Source organism: Roseococcus sp. (genome assembly GCF_965227005.1).
Lineage (GTDB): Bacteria > Pseudomonadota > Alphaproteobacteria > Acetobacterales > Acetobacteraceae > Roseococcus.
Genome location: NZ_CBDDFJ010000036.1, coordinates 438,357 through 454,722, shown reverse-complemented (window position 1 = coordinate 454,722; position 16,366 = coordinate 438,357). Strand labels below are relative to the sequence as shown.

General features: G+C 70.5%; 15 protein-coding genes. 7 read left to right on the top strand and 8 right to left on the bottom strand.

What is annotated here, in order from left to right:
* The first annotated feature begins 17 nt into the window (after window positions 1-17).
* The 3 genes from ACO057_RS19520 to ACO057_RS19510 all read left to right on the top strand — a co-directional run bounded on the left by ACO057_RS19520 (window position 18) and on the right by ACO057_RS19510 (window position 5,150).
* A complete protein-coding gene (locus tag ACO057_RS19520; RefSeq protein WP_421994569.1) occupies window positions 18-1,382 on the top strand; it encodes a hypothetical protein in 1,365 nt (454 codons plus the stop codon).
* Entirely contained in the window at window positions 1,379-4,633 is a 3,255-nt protein-coding gene (locus ACO057_RS19515; RefSeq protein ID WP_421994567.1) for an error-prone DNA polymerase, read from the top strand. The genes ACO057_RS19520 and ACO057_RS19515 overlap by 4 nt, the downstream gene beginning before the upstream one ends.
* A 67-nt stretch (window positions 4,634-4,700) precedes the next feature.
* On the top strand, window positions 4,701-5,150 hold the full coding sequence (locus ACO057_RS19510; protein ID WP_421994565.1) for a hypothetical protein: 450 nt from the start codon (window positions 4,701-4,703) through the stop codon (window positions 5,148-5,150).
* Between the two features lie 33 nt (window positions 5,151-5,183).
* On the opposite strand, the gene ACO057_RS19505 is transcribed toward ACO057_RS19510, so the two are convergent.
* Both ACO057_RS19505 and ACO057_RS19500 read right to left on the bottom strand, forming a co-directional pair.
* Window positions 5,184-6,533: an MATE family efflux transporter gene (locus ACO057_RS19505; protein WP_421994563.1), complete on the bottom strand. Its 1,350-nt coding sequence runs from the start codon at window positions 6,531-6,533 to the stop codon at window positions 5,184-5,186.
* Window positions 6,530-7,780, bottom strand: coding sequence for an NAD(P)/FAD-dependent oxidoreductase (locus tag ACO057_RS19500; protein WP_421994561.1), 1,251 nt, complete (start codon window positions 7,778-7,780; stop codon window positions 6,530-6,532). Before ACO057_RS19500 ends, ACO057_RS19505 begins: the two co-directional genes overlap by 4 nt.
* Window positions 7,781-7,854: 74 nt before the next feature.
* On the opposite strand from ACO057_RS19500, the gene ACO057_RS19495 reads away from it, so the two are divergent.
* The 3 genes from ACO057_RS19495 (at window position 7,855) to ACO057_RS19485 (ending at window position 10,781) form a co-directional block, all read left to right on the top strand.
* Entirely contained in the window at window positions 7,855-8,736 is an 882-nt protein-coding gene (locus tag ACO057_RS19495; RefSeq protein WP_421994559.1) for a TauD/TfdA dioxygenase family protein, read from the top strand.
* Window positions 8,733-9,611, top strand: a complete 879-nt coding sequence (locus tag ACO057_RS19490; RefSeq protein WP_421994557.1) for a fumarylacetoacetate hydrolase family protein — start codon at window positions 8,733-8,735, stop codon at window positions 9,609-9,611. Before ACO057_RS19495 ends, ACO057_RS19490 begins: the two co-directional genes overlap by 4 nt.
* Before the next feature lie 75 nt (window positions 9,612-9,686).
* Complete coding sequence (locus ACO057_RS19485) at window positions 9,687-10,781, top strand: Ldh family oxidoreductase (protein ID WP_421994555.1); 1,095 nt, start codon at window positions 9,687-9,689, stop codon at window positions 10,779-10,781.
* A gap of 16 nt (window positions 10,782-10,797) precedes the next feature.
* Here ACO057_RS19485 and ACO057_RS19480 read toward each other — a convergent pair whose 3' ends face one another.
* The gene (locus tag ACO057_RS19480; RefSeq protein WP_421994553.1) at window positions 10,798-12,636 is read right to left on the bottom strand and encodes a hypothetical protein; all 1,839 of its coding nucleotides are present in this window, start codon (window positions 12,634-12,636) and stop codon (window positions 10,798-10,800) included.
* 80 nt (window positions 12,637-12,716) lie between these two features.
* Window positions 12,717-13,676 carry a D-2-hydroxyacid dehydrogenase gene (locus ACO057_RS19475; RefSeq protein ID WP_421994551.1) on the bottom strand — a complete coding sequence of 320 codons (960 nt, stop codon included), beginning with the start codon at window positions 13,674-13,676 and terminating at the stop codon, window positions 12,717-12,719.
* A gap of 133 nt (window positions 13,677-13,809) precedes the next feature.
* Here ACO057_RS19475 and ACO057_RS19470 point away from each other — a divergent pair, with 133 nt between their 5' ends.
* Entirely contained in the window at window positions 13,810-14,037 is a 228-nt protein-coding gene (locus ACO057_RS19470) for a hypothetical protein (protein WP_421994549.1), read from the top strand.
* Here ACO057_RS19470 and ACO057_RS19465 read toward each other — a convergent pair.
* From ACO057_RS19465 to ACO057_RS19450, 4 genes are all read right to left on the bottom strand, one after another.
* Entirely contained in the window at window positions 14,034-14,426 is a 393-nt protein-coding gene (locus ACO057_RS19465) for a nuclear transport factor 2 family protein (protein ID WP_421994547.1), read from the bottom strand. The two genes, ACO057_RS19470 and ACO057_RS19465, sit on opposite strands and share 4 nt — an antisense overlap.
* Complete coding sequence (locus ACO057_RS19460) at window positions 14,426-15,040, bottom strand: UDP binding domain-containing protein (protein ID WP_421994545.1); 615 nt, start codon at window positions 15,038-15,040, stop codon at window positions 14,426-14,428. Before ACO057_RS19460 ends, ACO057_RS19465 begins: the two co-directional genes overlap by 1 nt.
* Window positions 15,041-15,222: 182 nt before the next feature.
* A complete protein-coding gene (locus ACO057_RS19455; RefSeq protein ID WP_421994543.1) occupies window positions 15,223-15,990 on the bottom strand; it encodes a hypothetical protein in 768 nt (255 codons plus the stop codon).
* Window positions 15,991-16,003: 13 nt separating this feature from the next.
* A complete protein-coding gene (locus ACO057_RS19450; protein WP_421994542.1) occupies window positions 16,004-16,348 on the bottom strand; it encodes a hypothetical protein in 345 nt (114 codons plus the stop codon).
* Window positions 16,349-16,366: the final 18 nt, after the last annotated feature.

The window sequence follows — 16,366 nt, the reverse complement described above, 5'->3', positions numbered from 1 at the left end:
CCCGCCGGGCCCCGCCCATGGGTAGCCGCCGCTTCGCCCGCACCCCGAGCCTTCCCCTCTTCGAGACGGGCCTGCCCTGCGTCGCCCCCCCTTTGCCCCCCGCACAGGCCGGCATGCCCTTGGGCGAGCGCCGCTTCCTCGTGCTCCACGGCGAAAGCCTGGCCGCCGAGCGTCCCGCCGTCTGGGCCCTGCGCTTCTCGCCGCTGGTGGGGATCTGGCGCGAGGAAGGGCTGGTCATCGAGACCACGGGCCTGCCCGATCCAGAGCCCGAACTGCTGATCCGCGTGCGCCGCGCCTTCGCGGCCGCCGGGGCGCCCGCGCGCGGTCTGCTCGGCGGCGCGCCGGCCGCGCTCGCGGCGATGCTGCGCGCCGGCCTGCGCTCGCAGGTCCTCGCCCCGGACCAGGAGGCGGCCGCCCTGCCCCGCCTGCCCGTCACCGCCCTCGCTCTGCCCGAGGCGATGATCCCGGCGTTGCATCGCCTCGGCCTGCGCGACGTCGCCGCGCTGGAGGCCCAGCCGCGCGGACCGCTGGCCCGGCGCTTCGGCCAGCTCATCGCCGAGGAGCTGGCCGCGCTGCGGGGCCGGCTCGTCCCCTTCACCCCGGTCCGCCCGCCGCCGCGCCACCTTCAGTCGCGCGAATATCTCTCGCCCCTCTGCACCGCGCCGGGGTTGGAGCGGGCGATCGGCGCGCTGATCGAGCGGCTTTGCGCCGGGCTGCTGGAATCCGGCGAGGGCGTGCGCGCGCTGCGCCTGCTCGCCTTCCGCGGCGACGGCTCCTGGCAGGAGCTGCGCCAGGGCCTCGGCCAGGCGAGCCGCGCCCCCGCCCATCTGCGCCGCCTGATGGACCGCCGCATCGAGGAGCTCCAGCCCGAGCTCGGCTTCGAGAAGATGAGCCTCGCCGCCGAGACGACCGAGGCGCTGCACGCCCGCCAGTCCGGCCTGCCCGGCGAGGAGGCTGAGCCCGAGGCCCTGTCGGAGCTGCTCGACCGGCTGGAGCAGCGCCTGACGATCTGGCGCCTGGCGCCGCGGGCCTCGCATTGGCCGGAGCGGGCGGTGCGGCGGGCGGATGCCTTCGCCCCCGTGGCGGAAACCATGGCCGCGCCCCGGCCGCTGCGACTGCTGCGCCGGCCCGTGCCGGTGAAGGCCACGGCCCTGCTGCCCGACGCCCCGCCCCTGCAGTTGACCCTCGGCCGCAGGGTGGAGCGCGTGGTTTCCGCCGAGGGGCCCGAGCGGCTGGAGCCCGAATGGTGGCGCCCTCCGCAGGAGCGCCCGCCGCGCGACTATTACCGCGTCCAGCTCGCCTCGGGCGCGCGCTGGTGGGTCTGCCGGCGCGGCGAGGCCGGGCCCGGGGCGCAATGGTTCGTGCACGGATATCTGGCGTGAGCGCGATCATCCTGCCCGGCCCGTCGCCCAGGCCGGCCGGCCCCAGGCCGCCTCCGATCCGCAGCACGGGCTTCGGCGAGCTGGGGGCGCTGACCAACTTCACCTTCCTGGAGGGCGCCTCGCATGCGAGCGAGCTCGCCCGGACCGCCAAGGCGCTGGGGCATGGCGTGCTCGGCATCGCCGACCGCAATTCCATGGCCGGGATCGTGCGGGCCTGGGTCGCCTGCCGGGATCCGGCGGTGGATCTCCGCTTCCTGCCGGGGGTGCGCCTCTGCCTCACCGATGGCAGCGAATACCTCGCCTGGCCGACCGACCGCGCCGCCTGGGGCCGCCTCTGCGCCTTGCTCTCCGCCGCGCGGATGGAGGCGCCCAAGGGCGAGTGCCCCCTCTCGCCCGAAGAGATGTATGCAGCGATGGAGGGCCAGGTTCTGGCGCGCCTCGCCCCGGAGCTCCCCGACCGGGCCTTCGCCACGCGCCATGCCCATGAGGCGCGGATGCTGCGCGAGCGACTGGCCATGCCACTGCTGATCGCGACGCATCACCGCGCGCGCGGCTCGGACCGGCACCGGCTGGACCTGCTCGCGCAGATCCCCGAGGCGCGGCTGATCGTGGCCGGCGGCGTGCGCTATCACGCCCCGGAACGCCGCCGCCTCGCCGATGTGCTGAGCGCCATCCGGCTAGGCTGCACCATCGACGAGCTGGGCCTCGCCGCCGAGCCCAATGCCGAAGCCTGCCTCAAGCCCGAAGCCGAGCTGCGCCGCCTCTTCGAAGGGCACGAAGAGGCCGTAGGCCGCGTGGCCGAGGTGGTTGCGGCCTGCAGCTTCCGGATGGACGATCTTCTGTACGAGTATCCGGAGGAGATCCTCGATCCTGGCCGAACGCCGCAGGAGACGCTGGAGGCGCGCGTCACCGAGGCGCTGCCGAAGATGTGGCCCGGCGGCGTGCCCGAAGCCGTACAGGCGCAGCTCGACAAGGAGCTCGGGATCATCGGCCGGCTGAACTACGCCTCCTATTTCCTGACCGTCAGCGAGATCGTGCGCTTCGCGAGGAGCGAAAAAATCCTCTGTCAGGGGCGCGGTTCGGCGGCCAATTCCGCCGTCTGCTACGCGCTCGGTGTCACCTCGCTCGATCCCAATACCTACCAGCTTCTCTTCGAGCGCTTCATCAGCGAGGAGCGCGGCGAGCCGCCCGATATCGACGTCGATTTCGAGCATTCGCGGCGCGAGGAGGTCATCCAGCACATCTACGCGCATTACGGCCGCCACCGCGCCGCCATCGCCGCGACGGTGATCCGCTACCGCAGCCGCAGCGCCATCCGCGAGGTGGGCAAGGCGCTCGGCCTCGACGAGACGACGACCGCCTTCATGGCCAAGACCGGCGGCTCGCCCGGCAATGATTCGAGCTGGGCGGAGATCGTGGAGCAGCATGGGTTGGATGCCGCCGATCCCCGCCTGAGGATGGCCTGCGAGCTGGCGGAGGAGATCCATAACTTCCCCCGGCATCTCGCCACGCATGTCGGCGGCTTCGTTCTCACGCGCGGCCCGCTGACCGAGTTCTGCGTCGTCACGCGCGCGGCCATGAAGGACCGCCACACCATCGAGTGGGACAAGGACGACATTGACGCGCTGAAGATGCTGAAGGTGGATGTGCTCGGCCTCGGCATGCTGAGCTGCATCCGCCGCGCTCTGGACCTCATCGGCATGAAGCTGATGACGGAGATCCCGGCCGAGGATCCCGAGACCTATGAGATGCTTTGCCGCGGCGACAGCCTCGGCGTCTTCCAAGTGGAGAGCCGGGCGCAGATGAACATGCTGCCGCGCCTCAAGCCCCGCGAATTCTACGATCTCGTCGTCGAGGTCGCGATCGTGCGGCCTGGCCCCATCCAGGGCGACATGGTGCATCCCTATCTGCGCCGCCGGAACGGCGAGGAGCCGATCGACATCCCGAAAGGGCTGGAGAAGGTGCTGGAAAAGACCAAGGGCGTGCCGCTCTTCCAGGAGCAGGCGATGCGCATCGCCATCGAGGGCGCGGGCTTCTCCCCCGCCCGTGCCGACCAGCTGCGCCGCGCCATGGCGACCTTCAAGCACACGGGCGACGTGCCTTCCTTCAAGCCGGACTTCATGGCCGGCATGATCGCACGCGGCTATGCGCCGGACTTCGCCGAGCGTTGCTTCAAGCAGCTTGAAGGCTTCAGCTCCTACGGTTTCCCCGAGAGCCACGCCGCCAGCTTCGCGCTGCTCGTCTACATCTCCGCCTGGCTGAAATGCCATCGCCTGACCGCCTTCACCTGCGCGCTGCTGAACAGCCAGCCGATGGGCTTCTACGCGCCAGCGCAGATCGTCCGCGAGGCGCGCGATCATGGCGTGCAGGTCCACCCTGCCGACGTGACGGTCAGCCTCCATGATTCGACGATGGAGCCCGTTGGCCCCGATGCCCCCACCGGCCGCGTCGAGGACAGCGCCCTCCGCCTCGGCCTGCGCCTCATCAGCGGCCTCTCGAAAGACGTGGCCGATCGCATCGTCGCCGCCCGCCCCTTCGCCGATCTGCGCGACATGATCCTCCGCGCCCGCCTCGACCGCCGCAGCGTGGAGCGTCTCGCCCAGGCCGATGCGCTGCGCGGGCTCGGGCTCGACCGCCGCACCGCCCTCTGGGAGGCCGCCGCCGTCGAGCGCGAGGTTCCGCTGGAGGCGCCCGTCGCCGAGCCCGCGGCGCTCCTTCCGCGCGCCACCGCCGGCGAGCAGGTGTTGCTCGACTACACCGGCACCGGCCTCAGTCTGCGCCAGCACCCGCTCACCTTGCTGCGGCCGCAGCTGCAACGCCTGAAAGCCGTAACGACCGCCGATTTCGCCGCCGCCCCTGCCGGCGCCTGGCTGCGCCTGGCGGGCCTCGTGCTCGTCCGACAACATCCCGGCAGCGCCAAGGGCGTGATCTTCTTCACCATCGAGGACGAGCACGGCGTGGCCAATCTCGTGCTCTTCAAGCATGTCTCGCAGGAGTATCGCGCCGAGGTGGTGGGCGCCCGCCTCGTCATCGCCGAGGGCCGCATGGAACGCGCGCCCGGCCATGTGCCGATCCTCCACCTCGTGGTGCGCAAGCTGGAAGACCATTCCGCCCTGCTCTATAGCCTGCACGAGCTGGACCTCGACTCCTGGGACAAGGTGATCTCACCGCGGGACGAAATCCTGCACGGCGAGCCCCATGTCAGCGTTCGCGGCCCCGGTATCCGCCAGCCCAGCCGGGATTTTCATTGATTTTTTCGATATATATTTGCGAATAATTCTCAGTTGCACTAGGCTGCCCTCAGATCGGAGGTCTTCCATGGCGACTCGCGGCCTGCCCGCCTGGCCTCACCTGGGCCAGGATTCAGATGGTTTACCGGAGGCCGAGCGCCTCCTGCTCGACGCCGCGCGCGCCTGGGCCTCCGATGGACCCGCCGGCCCCATGGCCGAGGCGGCGATCGTCCTGGCCGCCGGCGGCGTCGAGGGCTCGGCGCTGATGCTCGATCCCCTGCTACGCAGCCTGCCGACCTTGCATCTCGCCGCCCCCCTCTGCCCTTCCGTGACGGAAAGCGAGTCCGCGCTGCTGCTGGCCGTGAGCGCGGCCCAGCACGGCTCGCGCAGCCTCGCTTTGGGATTGCTGCACCGGCTCGCCCCGCCGCTCACCGCCTTTGGCGCGACCACGCTGCTGGTGGGTCTGGCCTGTGCGCTGAAGCGTGGGGGGCAGTTGCTCGCCCCCGCGCTGGACCGCGCACGCTTCAAGTCGCCTTGAAGCGCGATCCGTCTGCGTGATCAGCGCAGCGCATCACGCCTTAGGACCCCAGACCCCGGGCCGCACCGCCACCGCCGTCAGAACGCCATAGGCCGTCACGCCCAGCGCCACCGCCAGGAACTGGCCGTCCATGCCCAGGCCCATCACGTCGCCGAGCAGCCAGCCGCCGCCCACCGCGATGGCGAGCCGCGAAAGGCCCGCCGCCACGGGATAGCCCATCCGCCCCGCGCCCATCGCCGCGAAATACATGGCCATGCCCAGGCCGAAGCCGCCGAAGGCCGGGCCGATGAAGCCCAGCGCCCGCGCCGCGATCGCCGCCACCTCGGCATCCGAGGCGAAGAGGTTCGCGAAGGCCATCGGGAAGAGCGCCACGCTGAGCCCCACCGCCGAGCAGATGCACAGCGCCATCAGCCCACCCACCCAGGCGCTGCGCCGCGCCGTCTCCCAGTCGCCCTGCCCGACCGAGCGCCCGACCAGCGCGGTCAGCGCCGAGCCCACGCCGAAGGCCAGCGGGATCATCATGAATTCCAGCCGCGCCGAGACGCCATAGGCCGCCACCGCGACGGGGCCATAGACCGCGAGCCGTGCGGTCACCAGGATGGTCGCCATATTCGCCACGAAGGCCAGGCAGCAGGCGACCGCGCCCACGGCCAGGATGCGGCGGAACAAGGGCCAGCGCAGCTTCACCCGCAGGTCCGGCCTGAAGCCCGCGGCACCCGAGAAGACCACCTTCGCCATCACGAAGGCCGCGCCCCAGAAGCTGATGGCAAAGCCGATCCCGATGCCCATGAGCCCCAGGCCCAGCGTGTCGCTGAGCACGAAGGCGAGCGGCGGATAGGAGAGCCAGGCGATGTTCAGGACCCGCGCCGCCAGAGCGTGCTTGCCCGCGCCGCGCAGGATCGAGCCGAGGGTATTGGCCACCCAGGCCGGCACCGCGCCGAGCCCGAAGAGCGCCATGGAATAGGGTACCGCCGCGGCCGCCGCCTCCGGCCCGCCGATCAGCGGCAGGACCACACCTGGAAAGACGGCCAGCACGACCACGAACATCGCCGCGAAGCCGAGCGCGATGAGCAGCGCATGCACCGCGAGCTGCGAAGCCTCCTCCTCCTTCTTCGCACCCAGCGCGCGGGCGATGGCCGAGACCACGCCCCCGCCCATCGCGCCGGCCGACATCTGGCCGAGCAGCAGCGAGAAGGGTAGCACCACCGCCCATCCCGCCAGGGCCGCGCGGCCGAGGCGCGCAGCGATCACCGTCTCGATCAGCAGCGCCACCACCTGCAGCACCGAGACCATGGTGGTCGGCGCGGCCAAAGCGAGGATGCGGCGCGCGAGATCGCCTTTGGTGGGCCGAAGGGCGGCGTTCACCGCCTCGGAGGTACTCATGCGAAGCGCTCCAGGCCGAAGGGCGTGAGGTCGGTATTGGGCGCCGGCCCCATCAGGGCGGCGGCCAGCAGCGCGCCGGTCGGCGCCGAGCCGGTGAGGCCGAGATGGCCGTGGCCGAAGGCGCACCACAAGCCCGGCCAGGCCGTCACCGGGCCGATCACGGGCAGGCTGTCCGGCAGGCATGGGCGATGGCCCATCCAATGCGGACGCTGCTCGCGCGTGTCGGCCTGGGGATAGACCTTGGCGAGATCCTCCAGCAGCAGCGCGGAACGCTCGGGGCTGGGCGGCGCCTCGGTGCCGCCGAACTCCACGGAGCCGGCGATGCGCAGCCCCTCCTCCATCGGCGTGAGGAAGACCTTGCGGTCCGCCGGGATGATCGGGCGGCGCGGCATCACGCCCGGCGAGGGGAGCATGACGTGGTAGCCACGCTGGCTCTCCAGCGGCACATGCAGGCCGAGCGGCGCGAGCAGCTTCGCCGACCAGGCCCCGGCCGCGAGCACGGTGTGATCGGCCGCGAAGGCCTCGCCGTCGATGCGCGCGCCGGTGACGCGATGGCCCTCGGTCATCAGTGCGGTGGCGTTGCCGCGCCGGAACGCGCCGCCCATCCGCTCGACGCCGCGGGCGATCACGCGCGCCTGGCGCAGCGGATTCACCGAATGGCTCTGCTGGGGCAGGAAGACGCCGATGCCGTAGCGATCCGAGACCTCGGGCTCCAGCTCCAGCAGCTCGATGCGGTTCAACACGCGCATGTCGAGCCCGTGGCGGCGGCGCAGCTCCCAGGCAGCATCGTCCTTCGCGAGATGCTCGCGGTCCCGGTAGAGATAGAGCTGCCCCTGGCGCGAGATGAGGTCGGCCGCGCCCTCGGCCTCCAGGATTTCCAGATGCCGGTCTTCCGCGCCCTGCAGCAGCGTGGCGAGGCCCTGGGCGATGGCCTCCACGCGCTCAGGCCGGGCGGAGAGCACGAATTTCCACAGCCAGGGAAAGGCCGTCGGCCAGTAGCGCGTGGGGATGGTCAGCGCGCCCTTGCGGTCGAGCAGCATCTTCGGCACGTCGCGCAGCACGCCCGGCATGGCGAGCGGGGCGACCGAGCCCGCGGAGATGGCGCCCGCATTGCCCGAGGAGGTGCCCTCCCCCGGCCCGGCGCGATCCACGACCGTCACGTCGGCACCCGCGCGCGCGAGGTGCCAGGCGGTGCAGAGGCCGACGATTCCGGCCCCGATGACCAGCACCGAGGGTCTGTGGTCCATGCGTGAATTGCTTCCGGTAAGTTGACTATACAACACAGCGACGCGATCCTCTCGTCAACCGAGGGAAACGAACCATGCGCATCGCACCCAACAACAGCGGGCTGGGGGCCCGCGTGCATGACATAGACCTGTCCAAGCCCCTGTCACCGCAGGATTTTCGTGACGTTCTGCGGGCCTTGGGCGAATATGGCGTGCTGTGCTTCCCCGAGCAGGATCTCGACGCTCCGCAGCTCGCCGATTACGGCCGGCGCTTCGGCGATCTCGAGGTGAACGTGGCCAATATGTTCCACGCGCCGGGCCTGCCCGAGGTCATGATCCTCTCCAACAAGCGCGATGCCGAGGGCAAGCCGGTCGGGCTCAACGATGCCGGCCAGGGCTGGCACACGGATATGAGCTATTCGCACGACATCGCGCTGGCCAATGTGCTGCATGCCAAACAGGTGCCGCTGCGCGACGGCCGCCCGCTCGGCGACACGCAGTTCCGCAACCAGCGCGCCGCCTATGACGACCTTCCCGCCGAGGTGAAGGCGCGGTTGGACGGCAAGGTCGCCATCCACGACTTCGCGAAGTTCTGGGACATGATGCGCATCCGCCCCGGCTCCATCCGCGCGCCGCTCACCGAGGCGCAGCGCGCCAAGAAGCCGCCGGTGCGCCAGCCGATCTTTCGCGAGCATCCGATCACCGGAAAGCGCGTCCTCTACTGCAATCCCGGCTACGCCATGCACATCGAGGGCATGGAGAAGGACGAGAGCGACGCGATGCTCGACTACCTCTTCCGCCACCAGTCCCAGGCGAAATATCTGCACAGCCACGCCTGGACGCCGGGCGACGTGCTGATGTGGGACAATATCGGCACCACCCACAATGCCATGGCCGACTACGGACCCGACGAACCGCGCTTCATCCTGCGCGTGCAGGTGATGGCGAGCCTCGATTACGCGGCGCTCGCGGCATGAGGCTCGCGACGCTGAAGGACGGCCGCCTGGCCGGCGTGCTGGAAACCGCGTTCGTGCCGCTGGCGGCAGCGCTGGAGGCGGCGGGCGGGAACGGCGCCGCTTTGCCGCGCGACATGATCGCACTGCTGGCGAACGAGGCCGCGATGACCGAGGCCGCGCGCGCTCTGGCCCTCGCCGCCCGCCCGGAGAGCGCGCCGTTGCGCCTGCCACTGGACGAAGCGCTGCTCGACGCGCCCCTGCGCCCGGGGAAAATCATCGGCGTCGGCCGCAACTACGGCGCGCATGCGGCCGAGGTCGGCGGGCCGAAGCTGGAAGCGCCCAAGCTCTTCCTCAAGCCGACCTCCACCATCTGCGGCCCCGGCACGGACGTCGCCATCCCGCGGGCCGTCACCAAGCCGGACTGGGAGGTAGAGCTCGCCGTCGTCATCGGCGCGCCCGCCTTCGAGGTGGAGGAGCGCCGCGCGCTGGAGCATGTCGCGGGCTACACCATCCTCAACGACGTCTCGGCGCGCGAATTCCAGTTCGACGTGCCGCTGGCCATGACGAGCTTCGCCAAGGGGCTGCAGGATTTCTGCCCGATCGGCCCCTGGATCGTGACGGCCGACGCGCTGGGCGAGCCCTGGGCGCTGGACATCGCCTGCACCCTCAACGGCGAGGAGGTGCAGCACGGCAATACGCGCGAGCTCATCTTCTCCGTGCCCGCGCTGATTGCCTATGTCTCGCGCTTCATGCGCCTCGACACGGGCGATGTGATCGCGACCGGCACGCCGTCGGGCTCGGGCCATTTCCGCAAGCCGCCGCGCTATCTGAAAAGCGGCGACCGGCTGGAGCTCACCGTCGAGCGCATCGGTACGCTGCGCCACGGGATCTTATAACGACCCGGGGGTGACGCGGGCGCGGCCCCGTGTCATCCCGCCCGCAGCGACGATCCTTATCGATCGAGGGAAGAAATGAACGCGACGCACGATTCCGTCAGGGCCCAGATCCTGTCCATCCTGACGGCCTGGGGCAGCCCGAAGCACAACGCCGAGATCACCGCCGAGGTCATGGTCGAGACTGACCTGATGGGCGTGGACAGCCACGGCATCTCGATGCTGATGAGCTATGAGGAAATGCTGAAGCTCGGCCAGCTGCGCATCGGCGGCGAGCCGCGCGTGGTGCGCGACTTCGCGGCGACGGCGCTGGTGGATGGCGCCGATGGGCTCGGCCATCCCGCGGCGGTGATGGCGATGAAGCTCGCGGTCGAGAAGGCCAAGACCTTCGGCGTCGGCGCGGTGGGCGTGGTGAACAGCCATCACTTCGGCGCGGCCGGCTATTACGCGCGCATCGCCTCCGATGCGGGGGTGATCGGCATGGTCACCTCGTCCACGCGCGGCATCCTGATGGTGCCGACGCGCGCCTCCGAGCCGGTGCTCGGCACCAACCCCATCGCCTTCGCCGCCCCCGCCGGGCCCGGCCACAAGCCGGTGGTGCTGGACATGGCGACGACGACGGTCGCGGGCAACAAGGTCAAGGTCTACCACCTCAACGACAAGACGCTGCCCGAGGGCTGGGTGCAGGACGAGGCCGGCCAGCCCGTGACCGATTCCCACCTCGCCATGGACTATGTCTTCAAGCGGAAGGAGGGCGGGATCACGCCCGTCGGCGGGCCGGAATCGCTGGGCGGCCACAAGGGCTACGGGCTGGCGCTGATGGCGCATATCCTGGGCGGCACGCTGGTGGGCGCGAGCTTCTCGCCACTGCGCAACAAGTCCCAGCGGCCGGACGATCCCAACAACATCGGCCACTTCATGCTGGCGGTGGACCCGCGCGCCTATCGCGACATGGAGGAATACACGACCGATCTCGACGCTGTGATCGACGTGCTGCACGGCACCGCGCCGACCGATCCCGCCAAGCCGGTGCTGCTGCCCGGCGAGCCGGAGGAGTTCTCGCGCGAGACGCGCATGGCCAAGGGCATCCCGGTGCCGGCGAGCCTGGAAAAGCTGATCCAGGACATCGCCGGGCGTGCCGGCGTCCCCTACGTGCTGCGGGACGCCGGCTGACGCCTGTGGGGCGGCTCTAACGCCGCTCCACGATCAGCTCGAAGCTCGCCGCGCGATTGCCGAAGGAACTCGCGCGCAGGAACACGTTGCCCTTGCCGGTGGAGGCCAAAGCGAGGCGCGAGGCCAGGCCATCGCCGCCGTCGTCATCCTCGGCGAGGACCCGGCCATCGGCATCCAGCAGCGCCAGCGTCGTATCCGCGTCCGGCCCCAGATCGCGCGTCAGCGCCACCATCCCCGATCCGGCGGGGATCCGGAAAAAGGCCGATTGCCGGCGGCGCAGCTCGATGCGCAAAGGCTGGCCGATGGCGATCGGCGGCCGGGTCGTGGCCTGTTCGATGGAGGTCGCAAAGTCCGGCGGCGCGACGGGCTCCGCCACGCGGACCAGCAGCTCGAAGGAACCCCGGCTCAGCACCGTCGCCCGGAGGAAGAGCGGCCGGCTGCCCGACGGGATATCCAGCTGCGAGGCGAGGCGCTCGTCGCCGCCATCGTCGTCCTCCACCAGCACCGTGCCATCGGCATCGAGCAGTTCGAGGACGCTGTCGGCCCCGCGCCCGAGGTTGCGCGTCAGCGCCTCCAGGCCGGTGGTCCCCTCCGGCAAAGCGAAGACCGCGGGCTGCCCCGGCCGCAGCGTGAGCGGCACGGCCTCGCCCAGGACGATCGCGGGCCGGTTGCGGGCTTCCTCGATGCTCGCGGCGAAGCTGGGCCGCGCGCTGGGATCGACGCGTTCCAGAACCAGCTCGAAGGCGCCGGCGCGGCCGGTGATGTTCGTGACCTGCAGGAAGAGCCGCGCCGGCCCGCCCGGCACTTCGAGGCGCGAGGCCAGATTCTCATCGCCGCCATCGTCATCCTCGCCCACCTCCCGGCCATTGCCGTCCACGAGCCGCAGCATCGTGTCGGTATTGGCCGCCAGATTGCGCGTGAGCGCGACCAGATCGCCATCGCCCGTGGGCAGCGCGAAATAGGCCGCCTGCTGGCGGCGCAGCTCGATCCGCTGGGGCTGCCCGACCGCCAAGGGCGGACGCGCGGCGGAATCGACGAGGCTCGTGGCGAAATTCGGGGGTGCGACCGGCTCTTCCGCCTCCAGGACGAGGTCGAATTCCGCCCGGGCCTTGGACAGGCCCGAGACGCGCAGGAAGAGCGGCCGCCCGCCCGGCGGAACGGACAGCCAGGAGGCGAGGTTCTCGTCGCCGCTGTCGTCATCCTCGGCCACCACGCGGCCCGCCCCATCGATCAGCGCGAGGACGGTGTCGGTGTTGCGGGCCAGGTTGCGCGTGAAGGCGCCGAGCGCGCGCGCATCTTCCGGTAAGGCGAGGAAGGCCTCCTCACCGCGCAGCAGCCGCAGGCGCCGTGGCGTGCCGATGGCCAGAGGCGGCGCATTGCGAGCCGCGCTCAGGCTGGTCGGGAAATCGGCGGGGCCGCGCGGCACGTCGCGCGTGAGGACAACCTCGAACTCGCCGGGCCCGGCGATGGTGCGGACGCGAATCCGCGTTGCGCCCGAAGCACCCGTGACCTCGAGGCTGGAAGCCAGGGATTCGTCCCCGCCATCATCGTCCTGATCGACCACGCGCCCGGAGGCGTCGAGCCGCTCCAGCAGGGTATCAACGCCGCGGCCGAGGTTGCGCGTCACGATCGTGTAGTCGCTCCCCGCCTCGGGCGCGACGCGCAGGGTCCGCGCATCCTGGCGGGTGCCGAGGCGCAGGCGAAGGGGCTCGCCAGGGCGCAGGACCTGCTCGGAGGCCGGCGCGGCGATGCGCTTGGGCGGCGGCGTCGGCTGCGCCTGGGCCAACGGCAAGGGCAGCAGGGCCACGGTGGCAAGGCAGGCGGCTCGCAGCGTCCAGCGCCGGATGGATGGCATCTTCACGTTCCGTGAACTCCCGACAGTTAAGCGTGGTCTGCGTGATGGCCGAGGGCCGTGGCGGTTCGATGGCAGAACCCTCAATACCCGGCGGCGCGATCCACCACCGCCAGCAACGGCTTGCCCTCGAGGAAACGGCCGAGGTTATCGACGAAGAGCCGCGCCACGGCCTCGTCGCGCGCGGCGTGCATGCCGCCCACATGCGGCACCACGCGGATGCCCCTGGTGGTCCAGAAGGGATGGCTCACCGGCAGCGGCTCCTGGCGGAACACATCCAGCAGCGCGCCGGCGATCCGCCCGCTCTGGACGGCGGCGACGAGGTCGGCATCCACGATGGCCTGGCCGCGGCCGAAATTCAGCAGCCAGGCCGTGGGCTTCATCTTCGCAAGGCGCGCGGTATCGATGAAGTTCTCGGTCTGGGCTGTGGCCGGCAGCAGCAGCACCACGAAATCCGCGCGCGCCAGGACCTCGTCGGTGCGTTCCGGCGGCAGGACCTCGTCCACGCCCTCGATCGGCGCGGGGTTGCGGCGCGTGCCGATGACTTCCATGCGCAAAATGCGGGCGAGCTTCGCCAACTCCTGGCCGATCGCGCCGAGGCCCAGAATGCCCAGCGTCTTGCCGTTCAAGGAGACCGGCACGCGCCGCGCCCAGCGGCTCTCCTTCTGCGCCTCGGCGGCCTCGGCATAGGGCTTGGTGAGATGGAACAGCGCGCCGAGGATGTTTTCCGGCATGGAATCGCCATGCGTACCGCGCGCGCTGGTGAGCAGGAGGCGGGGCGGCAGGTCGGGCAGAGCGAGCCAACCCTCCACGCCGGCCATCAGCGCCTGGGCCCAGCGCAGCTTCGGCATGCGCGGCAGCACGCCCTCCGGCACGACCCAGCCGAGCAGCGCCTCCGTTTCGGCGAGCTGTTCCTCGCTCGGCATCTCCGCGCGCGCCAGCGTCTCGACCTGGACGCGCGGGGCGAGGCCGGCGGCCTCGATGGCGGCGAGATAGGCCGCCGGCGTGTCGGTCCAGAGCAGAATGCGGGCGCGGTTGGACATGTCGGTTTCTCCTGGATCGCGGTGAGCCTATCGCCCGGCACGCCACGGACCAAGGCCTGCCCCATCCGGTCGCATGCGCTCGAATCCGGATCGGCCTCGCGCCTCCAGGGCGGAAAGCTACGCCGTCTAGAGCATGCTGCTGAAGCGACGGTCGCTGCCGGTGGTGAGCGCGCAGGGGATCGGGTTGCTGCGCTATGCGGGGTTTATGTCCTCCGCGCTCGCGCCCGCGCTCTGGATGCGCAGGGTCGCCCTCATCGGCCCCGCGCGCATGAGCAACTTCACCAACCTCGTGCCGCCGCTCACGGTCGTGGTGGGCGTGGCGCCGGCCCAATGGGGCAGCGCCACGCACCGTCCCGGCTAATCCATGTCGGTGTGGAAGCTCTTGCTGACGATCCTCCAGCCCTCGGCGGTCTTCAGCAGCAGCAGGTAGTCCGTGAACTGGCGCGGCGGCAGGTGGCAATACACCTTCACGCAGGCCGAATCCTCGCCGGCCATGTCAATGGCGAGGATGCGATCTTCCTGCGCGAAACCCATCTCGCTGGGCTTCCGGCGCGTGCCGATGCGCTCCAGCCACTCCGCGCGCGGCAGGTCCGCGACGCTCCCATCCGGCGCCACGCTGTAGAGATGCGAGACCGGGTGGAAGGCGGCGGCGATCTTGACGGGATCGCCCTCGAAAAGGCCGTCGAGATAGGTGCGCGCGACCGCCTCGATGGCGGCGAGGGCGGGCAGGCTCATGGAACCTTCGGGCATCAGGCAGTCTCCTCTGGGCGGCGGAAGATGCCGCGGGTGTCGATGATGCGCCGCCCGGCCAGAGCGGCGGGCGGAAGGCGCGCGAAGACGCTGTGATCGGTCAGTACCAGCAGCGCGCCGGGGGATTCCAGCGCCGCGTCCAACGACAGGAGCGGAGCATCCAGCCCGGCCGGCGCCGTGTCCAGATGCGGTTCCACCGCGACGACCTGGCCCGGATGACGCCGCGCCAGCTCCGTGGCGATGGCCAGAGCGGGGCTCTCGCGCAGGTCGCCCACATCGCCCTTGAAGGCGAGGCCGAGGCAGATCACCCGCTCGCCCGCCGCGCAGAGGGCCGAGGCCTGCTCCAGCACGGAAGCGCGCTTGGCGGCGTCCACCGCCCGCGCGGCCGGGATCAGCCGCGCGGCCCGCGGCGCGCCATGGGCGAGAAACCACGGATCGACCGCGATGCAATGGCCACCCACCCCAGGGCCGGGCCTGAGGATGTTCACCCGCGGATGGCGGTTCGCCAGCTCGATCACGCGCCACACATCCAGCTCGTGCTGGCCCGCGATCAGCGAAAGCTCATTGGCGAAGGCGATGTTCACGTCGCGAAAGGCGTTCTCCGAGAGCTTCACCCTCTCGATAGGGTGACTTAAATCCAGGAAAAACAGTTGCCTACCGGAAGCTGCTCCATCGCGTTGAGGCGAAACCGTGGAGCAGCCACGGCGCCCTGGCAAGGGGAAATACGCCGGCCGCTGCCCACATTTCTGGGCAGCGCCGTTGCACCCGGTTGCAGATTTGCCGCGCGTAGTGGCCATCAGCCGTAATACCAGCCGGGCGGCAGCTCGCCGAGCGGCGCATTGCTGGAACCACCCGTGTTACCGAAGTCATAGGGCAGCAGGCCAGCCGCGAGCACGTTGGAGCCGACCAGACAATCACCGTAGATGATGGGGACGGCGCCGCCCTGATCGGTCACGTTCACGGCCTGCTGGAACATCAAGGATGCCCGCTGGTCGGGCGCCTCGCGGTCGCTGGCGGCCGGGGCTTTGGCCTGGGGCGACAGGAGCTGCGAGATGCCGCCGAGCGCCATCATCGTACCCAGGCTGGCGATCTGCGCGTAAGTCACTCCAAGCGACGCACCTAATGCGCCCGGAACCGCACTTCCCAGTCCTGCCGCGCCTGCCGCGAAGGCACCCATCGCGCCGGCCGTCGCAATGGTGCCGACCACCAGCACCGCGCCGAGAATGATCTTCATGGCGCCGCCTCCGCGCCCGCCGCCGCGTCCCTTGGTCACGGGGATAATGTGGAAGACGGCATCGTCGCCGATGGCCTGCCAGGGCTTCGTGGCGTCGCGGTGCTCGGTGATGGCCTGCTGCCGCTTGGGGCTCACGAGGATGCACCGATACCAGCCGTCCATAAGCGTCTTCTGGAAGCCGGGCACTTGGGTACAGAGGCAGGAGATGGCTTCCTTAGGTGTAGAGGCCATCATGCTGAATTCTTCCTGGCCCACCACGCGCTTCAGGCGGCCGTGGAGGATCACCTTGCGCATCATCATCGTGGGCTCGGCGAAAAGGATCTCGGACATGTCTTCAGCTCCCTCAGCGCCAGAAATAGGTGAGAACGGAAGCGGCAGCGTAGCCCTTCACGGTGAAGACGGAGGCGGCGTTGCAGGGGATGGGCAGGGTCTGGCCCTCGGCGAGGTAGAGGGCGCCGGAGCCGTCCGTCACCGCCGCATCCGGCAGCTCGGTGGCCGGCATGCCGGATGCGGCGAAATCACCGCGCCGCACACGGAAGCCGCCCTTGTCGGCCCGGAGCACCAGGAACCGCTCGCCGGACGGGCGGGCCAGCAGCATGGCGGCCGTGCCGACGACGTGGTTGATCTCGGGGGCCAGCGGCATCGCGCCAAATGCGCCGGGGTCATAGGTCAGGGTTTCCGTGGACATGGCGGCACCTCAAGCGGT